This is a genomic window from Pantoea sp. SGAir0183, from assembly GCF_043545505.1.
Genome location: NZ_CP028053.1, coordinates 1,544,075 through 1,563,551 on the forward strand (window position 1 = coordinate 1,544,075; position 19,477 = coordinate 1,563,551).

A 19,477-nucleotide genomic window follows, 5' to 3' on the forward strand; every position below is an offset into this window, starting at 1 on the left:
ATATTTACCCCTTAATGCTGAGTGGCATTCATCCTCTGGGTGCGCGTTTTACGTCGCAGTTTGTCCATCATTAAGTACACCACCGGCGTGGTATACAGCGTGAGGAGCTGGCTCATGATCAAGCCGCCGGCAATGGTGATGCCCAACGGCTGACGCAGCTCGGCGCCGTCTCCGCTGGTCAGCACCAGCGGTAACGCGCCAAACAGGGCCGCCAGCGTGGTCATCAGGATAGGGCGGAAGCGTAACAGGCAGGCCTGGAAAATCGCCTCGCGGGCACTCAGGTTGCCGTTGCGTTCTGCGTCAAGCGCAAAGTCGACCATCATGATGGCGTTCTTTTTTACTATCCCGATCAACAACAGAATCCCGATCAAGGCAATCAGGCTGAACGGCGTATCAAACAGCTCCAGCGCCAGCAGGGCACCGACGCCCGCAGACGGCAGCGTCGAAAGAATGGTCAACGGGTGCACATAGCTTTCGTAGAGAATCCCCAGCACGATATAAACTGCCGCAACCGCAGCCATCATCAACCAGAGTTGACTGCTTTGCGATTGCTGGAACGCCTGTGCGGTGCCGGCAAAGCTGCCGCGCACGCTGGACGGTACGCCAAGCGCCGTCATAGTGCGATCGATCGCCTCGGATGCCTGGGAAAGCGACACACCTTCTGGCAGGTTAAAGGAGAGGGTTGACGCGGCAGACAAGCCCTGATGATTAACCGACAGCGGCGCGTTGGCCGGTTGCCATTTGGCGAACCAGGAAAGCGGGATGGGTTTGCCGTCGCTGTTAATCACAAACATCTGATCCAGTGAACTGATGTCCTGGGTATAGCGCGGATCCACTTCCATGACGACCTTGTACTGGTTCAGCGGCTGATAGATGGTGGAAATCTGACGCTGACCAAACGCATCGTTGAGCAACGCATTCGCTTCGGAAACATTAATGCCCAGCCGCGCCATGCTGGCCCGGTCATACGTCAGGGCCATTTCGCTGCCCTGATCCTGCTGATCGGAGTTAACGTCGGCCAGTTCCGGCAGGGCGCTAAAGGCCTGACGAATTTTCGGTTCCCAGGTGCGCAGCGCAGCCAGATCGTCTGTTAACAGAGAATACTGATAGCTGGCGTTGGCTTCGCGACCGCCCACCCGGATATCCTGCACCGCATTAAGATACAGGTTGGCACCGGGCTCCTTTGCCAGCTTGGTACGCAGGCGGGCAATCACCGCCTGTGCATTATCTTTGCGTTCGGACAAGGGTTTCAGGGAGATAAACATCAGGCCCATATTGGTGCGCATGCCGCCGGTAAAGCCCACCACGCTTGAGACATCCGGATCGGCCCCCACGATTTTCATGAAGTCCTGCAACTTACCGCGCATCGCCTGAAACGAAATGCTTTGGTCGGCAGAAATAAAGCCGGACAGGCGGCCGGTATCCTGCTCGGGCAAAAAGGTTTTAGGAATACTGATGAACAGCCACACCGTCAGGGCGACAGTGCCCACGAGCAACAGGATGACCCAGCGCGCATGGTTCAGCACGACGTTCAGAGAGCGGGCATAACCCTGTTGTACCGCCAGCAGCAGGCGGCCAATGCCCCGTCGCCGCGGCTGACTGCGCGGCGCATGGGGTTTCAGCAGGTAAGCACACATCATGGGCGTCAGCGTGATGGACACAAACAGCGAGATCAGAATAGCAACCGACAGGGTGATGGAAAACTCTGCGAAGAAGCGGCCAATCAATCCGCCTGTCATCAGCAGCGGCAGGAAGACCGCGATCAGCGACAGGCTCATCGACAGCACCGTAAAGCCCACTTCACGCACGCCTTTGAGCGCGGCGGCCAGCGGTTTCATGCCCGATTCAACATGACGGGCAATGTTTTCCAGCACCACAATGGCATCGTCCACGACAAAGCCGGTGGCGATGGTCAGCGCCATCAACGACAGATTGTTCAGGCTAAAGCCGCACAAATACATGGCGGCAAAGGTGCCAATCAGCGAGACCGGCACGGCCGCCGCCGGAATCAGCGTGGCGCGACCTGAGCGCAGGAAAACAAACACCACCAGAATGACCAGGCCAACGGCGATAATTAGCGACTGTTCAACTTCTTCGAGCGACGCGCGGATGGTGGGTGAGCGATCCTGGGCAATCTGCAGATCGATCGCCGTCGGAATGATTTCGTGCAGTTCGGGCAGTTCAGCGCGAATACGATCAACCGTCTCAATCACGTTCGCATCCGCCGTTTTGCGAATCACCAGCAAAACGGCCGGTTTGCCCCGCGACATACCGGCGTTGCGCACATCCTGCACGGAGTCCTCAACGGTGGCGACATCGGACAACCGTACTGCCGCGCCGTTGTTGTATTGCACGTTCAGCGGCTGGTATTCCCGGGCAGTTTGTAATGCATCGTTGGTCCGTAACTGCCAGCGCTGTTGCCCGTCTTCCAGCGCGCCCTGCGGACGGCGCTGGTTAGCGTTAGCGATGGTCTGACGCACCGCATCCAGCGACACGCCCTGATTAAATAACGCCTGCGGATTGAGCGCCACGCGCACTGCGGGCAGCGAGCTGCCGCCCACGGTGACATCGCCCACGCCATTAATCTGCGACAGCTTCTGTGCCAGCTGTGTCGACGCATAATCATAAAGCTGGGCTGGCGTGTACAGATCTGACGTCAGCGTCATAATCATGATCGGCGCGTCAGACGGGTTGGCTTTGCGGTAGGTCGGACGCGACGGCATGCCGGTAGGGAGCAGGCTCTGCGCCGCGTTAATGGCCGCCTGTACATCACGTGCCGCGCCGTTAATATCACGATTAAAATCGAACACCATAATAATGCGGGTCGATCCCAGCGAACTGGTCGAGGTCATTTCACTGACGCCTGCAATTCGGCCCAGCGAGCGCTCCAGCGGCGTGGCGACCGAAGACGCCATCGTTTCGGGCGAGGCTCCTGGCAGGGACGCTGACACCATAATGACCGGAAAATCCACCTGCGGCAGCGGCGCCACCGGCAGCAGGCGGAAGCCCAGAATGCCCGCCAGCGCAATGGCCAGCGTCAGTAGCGTCGTGGCGACCGGACGATGGATAAACAAAGCAAAAAACTTCACGGCTGCGCCTCCGTCTGACCCAGGCGACGACGCAGGTTATGCGCCAGGCGGTCAAACAGCAGGTAGATTACCGGCGTGGTAAACAGCGTCAGAATCTGGCTCAGAATCAGGCCGCCGACCATGGCGATCCCCAGCGGCTGCCTCAGCTCTGCACCTACGCCAGTGCTGAGCATCAGCGGTAATGCACCCAGCAGGGCGGCCAGCGTCGTCATCAGAATCGGTCGGAAACGCAGCAGGCAGGCCTGATAAATCGCATCATAGGGCTTCATGCCCTGTTCACGTTCCGCCGCTAACGCGAAGTCGATCATCATAATGGCGTTCTTTTTCACAATACCAATGAGCAGAATGATGCCGATGATGGCAACAATATCCAGCTCATTCCCACTTATCATCAGCGCCAGCAGCGCACCGACGCCCGCCGTGGGCAACGTGGAGAGAATGGTGATGGGATGGATAAAGCTCTCATACAGCACGCCGAGCACGATATACATCGCCACGACTGCCGCCACAATCAGCCAGACGGTACTGGTCAGGGCAGCCTCGAAAGCCAGCGTGCTGCCCTGGAACTGCGTCATCACCTCTGACGGCATCCCCAGTTCCGTCTCTGCCTGGTTGATCGCTTTGGTCGCATCTTCCAGCGAATAGCCCTTCGCCACATTGAAAGAGAAGGTGGCGGAGGGGAACTGACTCAGATGGTTAATCGTTAAAGGCGCATGGCGCTGGGCAATGCTGGCGATCGCGCTCAACGGCACGCTGCCACCGTCAGTGCTGTTCAGACGAATACCGTCCAGGCTTTGCAGGCCCGGCATGGTGCTGTTGTCCTGTTCCAGCACCACGCGGTACTGATTCGCCTGGGTATAAATCGTGGAGATCAGCCGCTGACCAAAGGCGTCATACAGCGCGTTATCTACGTCCGCCATGCTGATGCCCAGCCGGCTGGCACTGTCACGGTCCACTTTGATATAGGCTTCCAGCCCCTGGTCCTGCCAGTCACTGCTGACGTCACGTAGCGCAGGGTGTTTCTGCAGGGCGTTAAGCAGGGCAGGGACCCAGGTGCTGAGCGAATCCAGCGAACCGGACTGCAGAGTAAACTGATACGGCGTACGGCTGGCCTGGGTATCAATTGTCAGGTCCTGCACCGCCTGCAACCACAAGGTGACGCCAGGAATTTTGCTGATCTGCGCTTGCAGCCGCTGCTGAATCTCCGGAATACGCTCGCTGCGCATATCCAGCGGTTTGAGGTTAATCTGCAACCGGGCGCTGTTGAGTGACGGATTGGTGCCGTCCACGCCCACGAACGAGGTCAGACTCTGCACAGCCGGATCTTTCATAATCACAGAGGCAACATCGCGTGTCCGCTCCGCCATACTGGCGTAGGATACCGACTGCGGTGCCTCCAGCGTTCCCTGGATAATGCCGTTGTCCTGCTGCGGAAAGAAACCTTTAGGAATGGCCATCCACAGCAAAACCGTCAGCAGCAACGTGCCGAGCGCCACGGACAGCGTCAGCCAGGGGTGATTCAGCACCCGGCGCAGCCCACGACCATAAACGGCAATGATGTGATCGAACATCGCTTCGCTGGCACGGGAAAAGCGGTTCTGCTTACGCAGTGACTCGGCGCTCAGCATGCGGGCACACATCATCGGCGTCAGGGTGAGCGAGACCACCGCTGAGATCAGAATTGCCACCGCCAGCGTCACCGCAAATTCGCGAAACAGGCGACCAATCACGTCGCCCATGAACAGCAGCGGAATCAATACCGCAATCAGTGAAAACGTTAACGAAATAATGGTAAAGCCAATTTCGCCTGCCCCTTTCAGGGCCGCTGTCATCGGCTTTTCCCCTTTTTCGATATAGCGCGAGATATTCTCAATCACCACGATGGCATCGTCCACCACAAAGCCTGTGGCGATGGTCAGCGCCATCAGCGTCAGATTATTGATGGAAAAGCCCAGGAAATACATTGCCGCAAAGGTGCCAATAAGCGACAGCGGAACAGCCACGGCCGGAATGATGGTCGCGGGCACATTACGCAAGAACAGGTAGATGATCATCACCACGAGCGCCATTGCCAGCATCAGCTCATGCTGCGTATCGGTGACGGACGCGCGGATATTGGTGGTGCGATCGGTGACCAGTTTGACATCGACGGATTTGGGCAGGCTGGCAATCAGCCCGGGCAGCATGGCGCGAATATTGTCGGCGGTTGCAATAATATTGGCACCCGGCTGGCGCTGCACATTCAGTACGATGGCGGGTTCACGGTTAGACCAGGCACCCAGCCAGCTGTTTTCGGCACCCTGTTCAATCGTAGCCACATCGGCCAGCCGCACTGGCGCGCCATTTTTATAACTGACGATCAGCTGGCGGTAATCCTCGACCGATTTCATCTGATCGTTGGCTGACAGCGTAACCGAGCGGGTCGGACCATCAAGACTGCCTTTCGCGGAATTTACGTTGGCGTTGGTGATCGCCGTACGCACCATTTCGCTGGTCAGGCCCATAGAGGCTAATGCCTGGGTGTTCATCTTAACGCGCACAGCGGGACGCTGGCCGCCGGTCAACGTGACCAGGCCGACGCCGGTCACCTGGGAAATTTTCTGCGCGACGCGTGTTTCCACCATGTCCTGTACCTGGGTTAAGGGCATGCTGGTGGTGGTGACGGCGAGCGTCATGATGGGCGGATCCGCCGGGTTAACTTTGCTGTAAACCGGCGGATTCGGCAAATCGCTGGGCAGCAGGTTAGAGGCAGAGTTAATCGCTGCCTGCACTTCCTGTTCTGCGACATCGAGCGGCAGCGAGAGCTGGAACTGCAGTGTCACCACCGAGGCGCCGCCAGAACTTTGCGAGGCCATCTGTTTAAGACCGGACATCTGACCGAACTGACGTTCAAGAGGCGCTGTAATCGACGACGTCACCACATCCGGACTGGCACCGGGATACAGGGTAACAACCTGAATGGTCGGATAGTCCACTTCGGGTAACGCTGACACCGGCAAAAAGCGGTAACCCAGAATCCCCGCCAGCAGAATAGCAATCATCAGTAACGTCGTCGCGACCGGGCGCAGAATAAACTGGCGTGACGGTCCTCCGCTGTGGTCAGGAGGCATAACCTGCATTACTCTGACTCTCCCTTGGATGGCAAGCTGGCGCGGCTCTGTTTAGTTGCACTGCTCTGTGCTGCAACCACTTCCACTTTTGCCCCCTCTGTCAGGCGGTCAAGGCCATCCGTTACCACGCGGTCGCCCGCGCTCAGTCCGGCATTGATGACCACTTTCTGACTGTCCTGGAAACCGGCGGTCACGGTTTTCTTACTCACCTTATTTTCGCTGTTAATCACCCAGACAAAGTGGCCTTCGTTGCCCATCTGTAACGCGGCTACCGGAATCACGACGGCATCCTGCAACGTATTCACCTTCAGCCGGGCGTTGACGAACTGATTAGGGAAAAGCAGGTCATCCTGATTATCAAAACGCGCTTTGATTTTAATGGTGCCTGTCGTGACGTCGATCTGGTTATCCAGACTGAGCAGTTTTCCGCGCGCAATCAGGTGTTGATTGCTGCGGTCCCAGGCTTCCACCAGCAACGGTTCGCCACTTTTCTGCGCCTGCATGATCTGGCTGATATTGTTTTCGGCGACGCTAAAGACGACATCCACCGGATGCGTCTGAGTAATCACCACCAGACCATTGGTATCACCGCTGGTGATGTAGTTGCCAATATCAACCTGCTTCAGGCCGACGCGACCCGCAATCGGGGACGTAATTCGGCTGTAAGTCAGGTTCAGCTGTGCGCTGGCAACGCTGCCTTCGTCGGCCTTAATCGTGCCCAGGGTTTCACTGACCAGCGCGTTTTGCGTATCCAGATCCTGCTGGGATACCAGCGAGGTTTTCGCCAGCTTCTGGTAACGGGCTAAATCACGGCGGGCGTTCGCAAGCGTAGCCTGATCGCGCGCCAGCTGGCCTTGAGCCTGCATCAGGGCGACCTGATAGGGACGCGGATCGATCTCTGCCAGCAGATCGCCGGCTTTGACCTGCTGGCCTTCCGTGAAATGGATGGCCACCAGGTTACCATCTACCCGGCTGCGTACCGTTACGGTATTGGCTGCGGTCACCGTACCCAAACCGCTAAGGTATTGCGGCACACTCTCTGTCACGGCGCTGGCAGCCTGCACGGGCGCAAGCGGTTTATGTCCACCGTTGCCTCTTTTGCCGTGTTCTGACTGGCTGGATGTTTCGTTGCCTGCGGGTTGGGCTGGATGCTTCCACCAGTAGTAACCGCCTGCAGCAGCGGCAATAACCACCGCTAAAATCAGGCCTTTTTTCATTCCAGGATGTCGGTTGTTCATTGTTATTGTTGCTCTCCAGCGATATCGTTCCAGGACGCGGGCGTAAACGTTAGCCTGCAAACCACGAATTGTAGTCGTCCCTGCGGGTAAAAATTTGAAGGAATTAAGGATATCTGTCAGCGCACCGTAAGTATGTCGGTTTTTTGAAAAAACGGCGTTGGCAAAGAGTCAGATTTGATGTGAAACAAGGCGGACTACGCTAACAACAGCGCGCCGGATCATATCCTGCCTGATCAGGAAATACAGGATTAAAAACAACTTATCCTTCAGGAAGATGACACATTCATCACCCAGCGCTTTACGCAGCCGTGCGCAGCATGAAGAAGGTCAGCGTTTAACCTTACGTTATGCCTGCTGAGACATTGAGCGCTGAGCAAGGGGACGCGGTGCGAAGAGGAATAAGCATCATCTTCGATACCGCCGGGTCCGTCAGTAACGTGCATTGCCGGACCGGGCGCTATCCTTAACGCGGCAGAACCGGCTGACGCATGGTGCCGCTTTAACCCCGCTCAGGATTAAAGGGCAGAAGGGCTTTTTTCTGAGGACAGGCACTGCACTCGTTTTGCCTTCACCGCAAAAGAAAGCACGGGCTCACATACTGTGTCGCTTTACCCGCGCACAAACTGACAAAGCCAGAAGGGGCATTTTCCGCGAGGCATTACGCAGCGCTGAGCGACCTGAAGGCACCGCATGAGCGGCGCGAGGACCGCCGAAGCCAAAGTGCCTCTTCTGGCGATCTCACCCGCCGACATCATAACAATGGGTTAGCATCCCAAAACAGCTCAGGCTGACGTCTTTGCGGTAAAGGGAAACGAAGGAAAGGGAGCCGAAGCCAAAATGCCCCTTCAGGCGATTTCACCCGCCGCCAGTGCTGCACTTTACTCGACTCCCCCCGCTGTCAGGCAAACATCACCTCAGCCCAGCGCGCCAGACCAGCGGTCACTGAGGCAAAGTCATCTCCGCCAGCAATCGGTGTACCCGGCAGGGCCTGCTGCAGCGCAGCGCGCAGCAGAGGCGAACGTGCACTACCGCCCGTCAGATAGATCACTTCCGGCTTAATATGGCTGGTCGCCAGCGCCAGATATACCTGTTCCAGGATCTTCTCCAGCGGCTGGCTGATCGCGTCCTGCAGGGTTGCCACGCTGATATCGGCCTGTAAATCCGCGCTGATAAAATCCAGTGCGGCGGCGAAGTCAGGGCGGTCGGAGAGGGCGATTTTGCTCTCTTCCGCAGTACGCACCAGACGATAGCTCAGCTTTTGTTGCCAGACTTTTAACAGGTGTGCCACGGCGGCAGGATTTTCGGCATCCCGTACCAGATCGCGCAACAGTTTGCCGCAGGCGGTACTGTAAAAATCGCTTTGTGCAGGCACATCGTTGATGGCGACGGCATTCCACCAGGGCAGGGCAGGTAAGGCCGTGCCTTTTTGTGTCTTCCCGCCCGCGCCCAGCAACGGCATCAACGCTTTAAACGCCAGCATAATATCCAGGTCATTACCGCCCACGCGGCAGCCACTATGGCCCAGCAGGCTTTCCCGCCGGTCTGACAGATGACGCCACTGCGGCCCCATCAACAGCATCGAACAGTCGGTGGTTCCCCCACCGATGTCCACGACCAGCACGCGGGTTTCTTTTTCGAGTGTGGCTTCAAAGTCCAGCCCCGCCGCGACCGGCTCAAACTGAAACTCCACCTCCCGAAAGCCCGCGCGTTTAGCGGCACGCAATAAGATGCCCTGCGCCTGCGCGTTGGCCTCTTCGCTGCCCAGTCCCTGAAAGTTCACCGGGCGGCCAATTACCGCCTGTTCAATTGACTGGTCAAGCTGTGCTTCGCCCTGCTGACGAATATGCAGCATCATGGCGCACACTAAATCTTCAAAGAAGGCGATCTGCTGGGGTTTTAACCCACTCGCGCCCAGGAAGGACTTCGGCGACTTCACGAACCAGACATCTTCCGGATCGACCATATAGTGCTGAAGCGCGGTCAGACCGAACTGCACGCTATCGGAGAGAACATCGATATCTTCTTCACGGTTATAGCGCAGCGCCCGTTGCAACAGCGCCGTGCTTTCCTGGTCCGGCGTGGCAACCTGATGATGGCGATAAAGCCATTCCGTAACGGCTTCACGTGTCGGGGAGCAGATCATCGATGGCAGCAGGCGTTGACCGTTCTCCAGCGTTAACAGTCGTGGTGTGCCTTTTTCGCTGACCGCAATCGAGCAGTTAGCCGTACCGTAATCGAATCCAATGAACATTTTTCGCCCCCAGGCAGGAAAAAGGGGGCGACTTTAGCGCAGCTGTAAAGGTGAGGCAAGCGGCGAGCGGCAGAATTAGCGAATCGCAAAAAGGTGATCTTCACTCAGTTTGCTGAGCGGCTGGCGCTCGGCAACCGCACTGCCCCAGACTCCGTCAACATCCAGGCTGGTAAGCGTGGTCAGAACGGCCGGCACGGAGACTGGGCCCGCAAGCAATATAATATTACGTTCATTGGTCTGGCTTTGAATAATGGAAATCAGCATTTCATCCATCAGATTATTATGCAGGTTCGCCACCAGCTCGGGGGCCAGAATCAGGCAGTCCACCACTTTACCGGTTAACTGATTAAACGCATCCAGGTTACGGCCAAACTGTTGCAGCACGATGCGACAGCCTGCCTGACGCAGTTTCATCAGTGTGCCCAAAAGCTGCTCGCCGCCCGATAACACGCTGGCGGCATGCAGCGCGATACCGCTGTTACTGTTCGCCAGACCGGATTCTGCAAAACGGATACAAAGTTTCTCAACGAAAACCGGATTATAAAGCGCGTTAACATCCACGGGCAAAATTAAAGCAATGCCTTTTTGGCTCATAGCCGCAATGCGATGACGGAAAAAAGCCTCAACGATATTGTCTTCCAGCCGCTGTTTCAGCGCCGCGTCAGTCAGGTTGTTACGCAGCAGATGTTCATCCACCAGCAGTCCTTCCCGGGTAAACAACTGCACTTCAATCAACCAGACGCTGGCTGAGTGCGGCTTACCTGGCGGTGCGACAGCCCAGACCTGGAGTTCCACCTGCAAGGCATCCAGGGTTGCCTGATCCAGCGAATGGTGGCTGCCGGTCAGGGCCAGCGGATGCTGTTCGTACACCATGTAGCGCCCGCGGCCGCTGCGTTTAGCGTTGTAACAGGCAATATCGGCCTGGGACAACACATCACTGCTTTGACAATTATTTGGTGAAATTTGTGTCATGCCTGCGCTGGCCCCAACCTGATAGGCCCGGCCCAGCCATTCAAAACAATAGTCGTTGACTGCACGCACGATACGCTGCACCACATCACGGGCCTGGTCCACCAGACATTCAGGCATGAGCACGGCAAATTCATCCCCGCCAAGACGGGCGAGAAAGTCGGTGCTGCGCAGGTGGTGACGCATTAAATCGGAAAGTTCGCTCAGCAGTGCATCCCCGGCGGCGTGCCCGGCGCTGTCGTTAACCGCTTTGAATTTATCCAGGTCAATAAACACCAGTACATGCTGATGTTGATGTTCAGCGGCATCGGACAGCAGTCGCTTCAGTTGCAACTCAAAACTGGCGCGATTGGGCAGGCGGGTTAACGTATCGTGCAGCGCGCTGTAGCTCAATCGTTTCATGACTTTACGTGATTCACTCACATCCTGAATGACCATCACCGCGCCGCGTTCGGTTCCCGATTCCGATTTCAGCGGTGTTATCGTGTAATGGATATCAATATGCTCACCATTCAGGGTGTGAAGCACCCACTCTTCCGACAGATAGGGCGCAGTCTTTTCAGAATGCGTGGGGTTGATCATCAGATTTTCCACGGGCGCGCCGTGACGGCCATGGGTGATGTGAAGCAGTTCACTTACCGGTCTGCCGACCGCGGCTTCCTGTGACCAGCCAGTCATTTTTTCAGCCACCGGATTCATGAAGGTGACGCGCATGGCCTGATCCGTACTGATGACGGCCTCGCCGATGGAATCGAGCGTAATCATCATGCGCTCTTTTTCCTGAAACAGGGCTTCGTTCAGGTTACGCAGCGGCGTAATGTCCTGTGCAACGCCCAGTATGCGCTCGATCCGGCCTTCCTGACTGAGTAAACGATTCGCCTGAGAACGTATCCAGTAATGTCCTTCTTCGCGCATCACGCGATACTCCATTTGAAACGCGCTGCTTTCTTCAATGGCCTGCTGTATGGTCTGCACACAAAATGCGCGATCGTCGGGATGCACCAGTTTGATCCACAAGTCGAAGCTGGGCACTTCATCCGACTGCAAACCGAACAATGTGTACATGCGTTTATCCCACAGCATTTCTCCACTGTTCATGTTCCATTCCCACACGCCAATGCCGCCCGCTTCGTTGGCCAGCGTGATACGTTCCATTAACCGCTGGTTGACCAACTCGCTCTGTTTTAATTCAGAAATATTCACAATCTGCGCAATGAAATAGAGCGGTTGTTGTTCGCTGTCCCGTACCAGCGAAACCGTCAGCCGCACCCAGACGATTTCATGGTCCTTACGGAAGTAACGCTTCTCCAGCGTGAACGACAAAATCTCGCCAGCCAGCAGCTTATCCATTTTGCCATCGTCAATACCCAGGTCGTCAGGATGCGTAATCTGCTGGAAAGTCAGGTTCTTTAATTCGTACTCGGGATAACCCAGCGTGTCGCATAATGATTTATTCACCTGAAGCCAGCGGCCTTCGGGTGAAACCAGCGCCATGCCAATAGCGGAATACTCCATGGCGTTACGAAAACGCGTTTCGCTTTCACTGATATGGCGCGTTTCATGGCGGAACGCATCCATGACCAGCGACATAATATGGCAGGGGATTAAGACCATCAGAAACGGCAGCCAACTGACAATCATGGCGTAATTCGTCGTCGTAGGCGTGACGATTATCCAGTCTAAAGAAAGCAGCAGCGCCATAAAGCTGGCGTTGAGAAAGAACAAGACAAACGCCTCCACCTTGGGCAGCCGAACAGCGCACCAGAACAGCACGACCAAAATGAAGGTAAACGGCCAGGGCAAAAAACGCAGCGACAAATAGCTGGCAATCAGCGTCAGAACGAGGCTGAAAAGTGTTTCAAACAGCGAGGTGCGCCTGAGGTAACCCTTAGGCAAGGGCCAGGAGAGCAGCAGCAGAACCGGCCCAAGCGCGAGCATGCCGATGATTTCCGAAATCACCCATGTATAAAAGAAGGCGAAAGAGGCCTGTTGTCCAACCTGTAAAACCCACAGCGCCAGTACGCCACCAATCAGTGGCGAAATCACACCGGTGGCAAAAACAAAGCGCAGCCAGTCACGCAGCGACACCAGCGGTGCCTCGCGGTTAAGCAACGCGCGCAGCAGCATGCCACCGATGCCCGCCTGCAAAAGGTTCAACAGGGCAAATTTTAAATTTGAAAGCGCAGGACCGATGACAAACGCATTGGCTGCAGCGGTGCCAATCAGGCAGGCCGCAAGGAACAACGGCAACTGACGTGATGTGCAGCGAAACACCACCACGGTCATTAAGGCGGTGGAAAACCATAAAGGCGAAATCTTGCCGCTCACTACGATCAGTTCAAGGCAGAACAAGGTCAGGACGAACGAAACCAGGCCAAGCCCGCAGGCATGAAGCCACGAATTAGGTGATTTATCTGACGAAGCCAGCGCATCAACGATCATTTATCGATCCAGCAGGGTACAAGGTATTGACATGGCAGGTGACGAGATAGCCATCCTGATTGAAGAATGCTAGCACATTTGTTGGAGAAAAAAGGGGGGAAATCATTAAATTGCGTTATTTGACCGATTGACGGGCTCGTCTGTGAGGCGAGCCCGTCTCGCCTTATTCAACGAAAAAGGTCGGCACGGGTATAGGGTTTTTCCAGGCCCGCGAGGCGGGCTGAAAAGTGCTCAAGAAACTGCTGCGTGGTGGCGATGCGTCCATGTCCCAGCAGCAGCACCGGCACCAGCAACGCGGCGGCAATCTGCGGCCAGCTAAACCCTTTTAATGCGGTTTCGCGTTGTGAAAGCAAAAAAGCGGTGCTCAGTGTAAAGCCTAACAGCAGTCCGGTCAGGACTTCGCTGAGGGAATGAGCATGGATGACGAGGCGGGAAAACCCCACCATTAAGGGGATCATATAGCCCACGCCAATGGCGAAACCGCGCCACAGGCTCGGCCAGCGTCCGGATATCAGCCAGAGCATCACGGGCCACAGGGTGGCAGACATGGCGCTGTGGCCGCTAAATCCGGTGAAGTTAAAACGGGCACTGCCAATGCCAAAGCCCAGAAAGAGAATTTTTGACAGGCTGACAACCAGCCCCGCCAGGCCAAAGGCAAAAAGCCAGTACCATACGGTGCGCCGGTTATCACTTTTCCACGGCAAAATCAGTGCAATAATCACCGCCGTGGGAATTAACAACATACTGTCACCAAAATAGGTGAGGGTCTTCCAGAGCATAGTTTTCCTTTATTTTTTTCGGGCCCCAGGCCCTTTTTGTTCAGGTTTGTAAGACCTGATACGTGCTGTGCATCGTCATGCTGTCTGAGAGGGCTAGTTTATCGATGAAATCATTCGAGTTAAAAGGGGAAAGTCTGAAAACCGGCCATGCCATTTCTCTGGCATCAAAAGACCGAAATCCCTATACTTAGCGCCAAATCACCCTCTCCGTTCAGCCCCATTAACTGGGTGCGCAGTTTGCGTACAGTTTCTGGCTCCAGTATCAGGTTTTTAAAAGTATGACTGACAAGTCCCATCAGTGCGTGATCGTTGGCATTGCAGGTGCATCCGCATCCGGTAAAAGTTTAATCGCCAGTACCCTGTATCGTGAAATTCGCGATCAGGTGGGTGATGAACACATCGGTGTTATTCCCGAAGATGCCTATTACAAAGATCAAAGTCACCTCACCATGGAAGAGAGGGTTAAGACCAATTATGACCATCCCAGCGCGATGGATCATGATTTGCTGTTACAGCATCTGCGCGCTGTCAAAGCAGGACAGGACATTGAACTGCCGGTTTACAGCTACGTTGAGCACACCCGCACGCAAGAGACGCTGCATCTCAAGCCCAAAAAAGTCATTATTCTTGAAGGCATTCTGTTGTTAACGGATGCGCGGTTACGCCAGGAACTGAATTTTTCCATTTTCGTCGATACGCCGCTGGATATTTGTCTGATGCGCCGAATGAAGCGCGACGTCAATGAACGCGGTCGCTCAATGGATTCCGTCATGAGTCAGTATCAGAAAACGGTACGCCCGATGTTTCTGCAGTTCATTGAACCGTCAAAACAGTACGCGGATATCATCGTGCCGCGCGGTGGTAAAAACCGCATCGCGATTGATATTCTGAAGGCCAAGATTAATCAGTTTTTCGAGTAGTTTACGTCTCAAAAGGCGTGACGCGAACAGGTTAAAAGCACAGATGCGCCCTGTTCGCTACACTTACTTCATGGAGTTACCGTAATGAGATTATGCGACCGCGATATTGAAGCCTGGCTCGACACCGGAAAACTGGCGATTACCCCACGGCCAACCGTGGAACATATCAATGGTGCAACAGTGGACGTGCGTTTGGGCAATCAGTTCCGGACGTTCAGCGGACATACCGCGCCGTTTATTGATTTAAGCGGCCCGAAGCACGAGGTCAGTGCTGCGCTGGATCGCGTCATGAGCGATGAGATCGTGTTGCCGGAAGGTGAGGCGTTCTTTTTGCATCCGGGCGAACTGGCGCTGGCGGTAACGCTGGAATCTGTCACGATTCCCGACGATCTGGTGGGCTGGCTCGACGGGCGTTCTTCACTTGCCCGCCTCGGGCTAATGGTTCACGTCACTGCGCACCGTATCGATCCGGGCTGGCAGGGCCGTATCGTGCTGGAGTTCTATAATTCAGGCAAACTGCCTCTGGCGTTGCGCCCTGGCATGTTGATTGGTGCGCTAAGCTTTGAACCGCTTTCCGGTCCGGCAGCGCGTCCCTATAATCGCCGTGAGAATGCAAAATATCGTGGCCAGCAGGGTGCTGATGCCAGTCGTATCGACAAAGATTAATTCATGAGGATGTGATGAGAAGAGTGATAACCACGCTGGCCATTCTACTGGTGGTGGTCGTAGCGGGATTAACGGCGTTGGTCATGCTGGTGAACCCTAACGACTTCCGTAGCTACATGGTGCAACAAGTCCAACAGCGTAGCGGTTATCAACTCACTATCGATGGCGACCTGCGCTGGCATGTGTGGCCGAAACTCAGCATTCTCGCCGGACGGATGAGCCTGACGGCACCCGGAGCGGCGCAACCGGTTGTTTCTGCCGATAACATGCGTCTGGATGTTAATCTTCTGCCGTTACTTTCCCATCAGCTCAGCGTAAGCCAGGTGATGTTAAAAAATGCCATCGTGCGGGTCACGCCAGACAGCGCCGCGCGGGCACCTGAGAACGCGCCGCGCGCGCCCCACAACAGCGAACCCACCTCGTCTGCCGGCTGGTCGTTTGACATCGACAATCTGCAGCTGTCCGACAGCCTGCTTATCTGGCAGCAGCCGGGCGGGGACGCCTTTACCTTCCGTAATCTTAATCTGGATATGGAGCAGGATCAGTCCAGAATCGCCACGATCGGCCTGACGACCCGTCTGACCCGTAACCAGCGCACCGCTGTCCTGACGCTGAAAGGGCAACTGGACAAATCACGCTATCCGCATCAGTTGAGCGGCCAGGTGGCGCAGGTCGACTATAACCTGACCGGAGCGAGCCTGCCGCCAGAGGGCATTAAAGGCACGCTGAGCTTTCAGGGCAGCTGGGACCTGGATAAAAACCGTTTTGACGTGAGCAATCTTAAGCTGACCGCCAACGACAGCGTGCTCAGCGGGCGCGCTGAAGGTGAACTTACGCCGCCGCAAAAGCTGGCGCTGGATCTTCATGCCAGCGCACTCAATATGGACAATCTGTTGTTTATCTCGACCCTGACCCAGCAGATGAGTGGACAAAACAGTCAGATTGCCCCGGCACCGGTCATCGCGGACCAGCCTGAACCGACCAATGCAGACTCCCCGCTTAACGACATTGATCTCGATTTGTCGCTGCAGGCCGATAGCGCGGTCTGGCGTGGCCTGAACCTGACCAAACTCTCCCTCAAAGCGGTTAATCAACGGGGGCTGGTAACCTTCAGTACATTATCAGGCAATGTGGGGCAGGGGAGCTTCTCTGTACCGGGCAGTATCGACATTCGTCAGCCTGTTACGCAGGTCGCTTTTACGCCGGTGCTGAACCAGATAGCTATCCAGCCTTTATTAAAAGCGCTGGCCTTGCCGCCGTCGCTGCAGGGAACCCTGAGCCTTAAAGGTGAATTGTCGGGTGAAAATCTGACGCTTGCGGATGCAAAACGCAGCTGGCAGGGCAAGGCCGATATCCAGGGGCATGATCTGAAACTGGCCCAGCTCGACTTACAGCAAATGGTGCGCAGTGCCGTGGCACGTGTCAGCGACCGTGTCAGCAGTGATTCTCAGGCGTCCGGACAGGGCATTGAGCAGGTGAGCGGACAACTGGCCATGAAAAATGGGCTGCTGACGTTAAGTCATCTCGACGGTGGAGGGAAGGCGCTGACGCTGCGCGGCGAGGGGCGTATCAATCTGGTGCAGCAACAGCTGGATGTGACGCTGGGACTGACACTGAGCGACTGGCGCGGCGACGAAAAACTGGTGGCCGCGCTGTCCGACCAGGTGATTCCGTTCCGTATTTATGGCAGTTGGGCTAATCCGCAATATACGCTGCCGGTAGATGATGTCATGCGTGACAGGCTACAGAATGAGGCAAAATCCCGCCTCAATCAGTGGCTCGATCGTCAACAGGCAAAAGACAAGAACAGTACGCACCCGTAATCACCGTCGGCAGCCGGCGCTGAATTACGCTTTCAGCGCCGCACCGTCGACGTGAGGTACAATCCCTACCTTCTGAATCCGGTGCTGGTCGACCTGTAAAGTCCGTAGCCGGTATTCACCAAGCTGAATCTCTTCGCCTTCCTGCGGCACATGTTGCAGGCGATCCATCATTAAACCTGCGATCGTGTGGTAATGCTGTGTGTTTTCTCGCGGCAGCGTGACGTAAAGGGCCAAATCGTCCAGTGGCATATGGCCATTGGCAATCCAGCCGCCTGCGCCGTCAGGCTGAATGTCGTGGCGCGCCTCTGAATCGGCTTCGTTCGGCAGATTGCCCGCAATCGCCTCCATTAAATCGCTCAGCGTCACCACGCCTTCTACCGACCCGAACTCATCGACCACAAACGCAAAATGCGTCTGTGCCTGGCGGAACTGCTCCAGCGCCTGTAACACCGTTATGCGCTCGTGGAAGACCAGCGGCTGACGGATCAGGCTACGCAGATCCAGGGCATGCTGATGCAGCGACTGATGCAGCAGATCGTTAACATGGACAACACCAAGCGGTTCGTTACCGTTTTCGGTGATAACGATGCGCGTATGCTGATTGCGGTCAAGATCGGCCATAATGACGTCGGGATCGTCGCTTAAATCAATGTGCTGAACATCATGGCGCGTGGTCATAATTGTGTCGATACGACGTTGCCCCAGTCCCATCACGCTGGCAATCATCACACGTTCCTGCCGGTTAAACAGGGCAACAGACTCACCGTCAGCCAGCATAGAAGCGGTTTGCGTATCCAGCTCGGCCTGTTCCGCTTCACCACGCAGCAGCCGCAGCACGGCTTCAGCTGTGCGCTGGCGAAGGGGCCGTCCGGCTGACAACACTTTACGGCGGTTAAACTGTGCCAGCTGATTCAGGGCTTCAATGACGACGGAGAAACCGATCGCGGCATACAGATAGCCCTTGGGAATCGCAAAACCAAACCCTTCCGCCACCAGACTGAAACCAATCATCAGCAAAAAGCTCAGACACAGAATCACAATGGTCGGATGGTTGTTAACAAAGCGCGTCAGCGGTTTACTGGCTAACAACATCAGTAAAATGGCGATAGTGACCGCCGCCATCATGATCGGCAGATCGTTGACCATCCCGACGGCGGTAATCACCGCATCCAGAGAAAAAATGGCATCCAGCACGACAATTTGTGCCACGACGGGCCAGAATTTAGCGCCGCCCTTTTGTTGAGTGTCCTCCGCATCGCTGCCTTCAAGTCGTGTGTTAAGTTCGGTGGTCGCTTTGAACAGCAAAAACAGCCCCCCGCACAACAACAACAGATCACGCGCACTAAAGGCATGATGCGCGAAGGTGAATAAAGGTTGAGTCAGCGTTACCAGCCAGGAAAGCGAGGCTAACAGCAGCAGGCGACAAACCAGCGCCATGAGCAGACCAATAATGCGCGCGCGGTCGCGCAACGCCGCAGGCAGTTTCTCCACCAGGATAGCGATAAACACAAGGTTATCAATACCCAGCACCAGCTCCAGAACGATTAGCGTTACTAAACCTGCCCACAATGAGGGATCGGTCATTACCTCCAGCATGCGTTATTCACCTGAATGTCTAAAAATAAGCTTTGTCTGATGATAGTGGACAGACGGCGTCGGGACAAATAGCGGAATGACAGGCGCTTTACGCTTTATTTAGACACAGGCCACTTTAATTACAGGCGAATTAATGGACGAAATGATTAATGCGGGAAGGACTGTAAGGGATAAAGGTTGCAGATTAATGTCACTACACTCGCCATTCAGAGGAATTTCTTATGCGATTAATCCTGGTGCCAACATGGAATAAATCTGATTTTTTTCTTCCCTGGCACCCAAAATGAGCGGCTTCAATACTTATTACTGGTAGTCTTTTTCCTAAAATAGTCCGGTGATGGCGGGGTCCACTTGTAAACAGGCCAGTAATAACTAGTATAGCAACGAGTTAGTTAACGCCTGCGTCTGAACCTGTAATTTGCGCAATCATCCGTCAGGGTAAGCAGCGGAATGTAAACGCATTCGGCAAGGGATGCGTTGTGCGCCTTCATTTGTGGCGCAGGGAGAACCCGAGGCTATCAAGGCGGTATTGGCACCGACAGCCAAGGGCGGTAGCGTGCCTGACTTGCCGCTGTGGTTTGATATTTAATCAGT

The 19,477-nt window shown here is 55.5% G+C and carries 10 protein-coding genes; 3 read left to right on the forward strand and 7 right to left on the reverse strand.

The features are described 5' to 3' along the window. Window positions 1-11 precede the first annotated feature (11 nt). From mdtC to C1N59_RS07305, 6 genes are all read right to left on the reverse strand, one after another. Complete coding sequence (gene mdtC / locus C1N59_RS07280) at window positions 12-3,089, reverse strand: multidrug efflux RND transporter permease subunit MdtC (protein ID WP_394550485.1); 3,078 nt, start codon at window positions 3,087-3,089, stop codon at window positions 12-14. Then, window positions 3,086-6,208 (reverse strand): MdtB/MuxB family multidrug efflux RND transporter permease subunit, encoded by a 3,123-nt coding sequence (locus C1N59_RS07285; protein ID WP_394550486.1) that lies wholly within the window; start codon window positions 6,206-6,208, stop codon window positions 3,086-3,088. The genes mdtC and C1N59_RS07285 overlap by 4 nt, the downstream gene beginning before the upstream one ends. Continuing rightward, window positions 6,208-7,437 (reverse strand): MdtA/MuxA family multidrug efflux RND transporter periplasmic adaptor subunit, encoded by a 1,230-nt coding sequence (locus tag C1N59_RS07290; RefSeq protein ID WP_039338138.1) that lies wholly within the window; start codon window positions 7,435-7,437, stop codon window positions 6,208-6,210. The genes C1N59_RS07285 and C1N59_RS07290 overlap by 1 nt, the downstream gene beginning before the upstream one ends. 898 nt (window positions 7,438-8,335) lie before the next feature. Continuing rightward, on the reverse strand, window positions 8,336-9,688 hold the full coding sequence (gene yegD / locus C1N59_RS07295) for a molecular chaperone (RefSeq protein ID WP_054633467.1): 1,353 nt from the start codon (window positions 9,686-9,688) through the stop codon (window positions 8,336-8,338). Between the two features lie 75 nt (window positions 9,689-9,763). Then, a complete protein-coding gene (locus tag C1N59_RS07300; protein ID WP_394550487.1) occupies window positions 9,764-13,099 on the reverse strand; it encodes a diguanylate cyclase in 3,336 nt (1,111 codons plus the stop codon). 167 nt (window positions 13,100-13,266) lie between these two features. Next, a complete protein-coding gene (locus C1N59_RS07305; protein WP_006119881.1) occupies window positions 13,267-13,878 on the reverse strand; it encodes a phosphatase PAP2 family protein in 612 nt (203 codons plus the stop codon). Window positions 13,879-14,156: 278 nt separating this feature from the next. Here C1N59_RS07305 and udk point away from each other — a divergent pair, with 278 nt between their 5' ends. From udk to asmA, 3 genes are all read left to right on the forward strand, one after another. Further along, window positions 14,157-14,798, forward strand: a complete 642-nt coding sequence (udk, locus tag C1N59_RS07310) for a uridine kinase (protein ID WP_006119880.1) — start codon at window positions 14,157-14,159, stop codon at window positions 14,796-14,798. A gap of 84 nt (window positions 14,799-14,882) precedes the next feature. Beyond that, on the forward strand, window positions 14,883-15,464 hold the full coding sequence (gene dcd / locus C1N59_RS07315) for a dCTP deaminase (RefSeq protein ID WP_006119878.1): 582 nt from the start codon (window positions 14,883-14,885) through the stop codon (window positions 15,462-15,464). A gap of 14 nt (window positions 15,465-15,478) precedes the next feature. Continuing rightward, window positions 15,479-17,287, forward strand: coding sequence for an outer membrane assembly protein AsmA (gene asmA / locus C1N59_RS07320; protein ID WP_054633469.1), 1,809 nt, complete (start codon window positions 15,479-15,481; stop codon window positions 17,285-17,287). A 24-nt stretch (window positions 17,288-17,311) separates the two neighbouring features. Here asmA and C1N59_RS07325 read toward each other — a convergent pair whose 3' ends face one another. After that, entirely contained in the window at window positions 17,312-18,883 is a 1,572-nt protein-coding gene (locus C1N59_RS07325) for a TerC family protein (protein ID WP_058708407.1), read from the reverse strand. Window positions 18,884-19,477 lie beyond the last annotated feature (594 nt).

Excerpts from the sequence above, each read along its gene's own strand:
- C1N59_RS07325 (WP_058708407.1), bottom strand. The coding sequence starts at position 18,883 with ATGCTGGAGGTAATGACCGATCCCTCATTGTGGGCAGGTTTAGTAACG.
- C1N59_RS07300 (WP_394550487.1), bottom strand. The coding sequence starts at position 13,099 with ATGATCGTTGATGCGCTGGCTTCGTCAGATAAATCACCTAATTCGTGG.
- yegD (WP_054633467.1), bottom strand. The coding sequence starts at position 9,688 with ATGTTCATTGGATTCGATTACGGTACGGCTAACTGCTCGATTGCGGTC.
- C1N59_RS07290 (WP_039338138.1), bottom strand. The coding sequence starts at position 7,437 with ATGAACAACCGACATCCTGGAATGAAAAAAGGCCTGATTTTAGCGGTG.
- C1N59_RS07285 (WP_394550486.1), bottom strand. The coding sequence starts at position 6,208 with ATGCAGGTTATGCCTCCTGACCACAGCGGAGGACCGTCACGCCAGTTT.
- udk (WP_006119880.1), top strand. The coding sequence starts at position 14,157 with ATGACTGACAAGTCCCATCAGTGCGTGATCGTTGGCATTGCAGGTGCA.
- C1N59_RS07305 (WP_006119881.1), bottom strand. The coding sequence starts at position 13,878 with ATGCTCTGGAAGACCCTCACCTATTTTGGTGACAGTATGTTGTTAATT.
- asmA (WP_054633469.1), top strand. The coding sequence starts at position 15,479 with ATGAGAAGAGTGATAACCACGCTGGCCATTCTACTGGTGGTGGTCGTA.
- dcd (WP_006119878.1), top strand. The coding sequence starts at position 14,883 with ATGAGATTATGCGACCGCGATATTGAAGCCTGGCTCGACACCGGAAAA.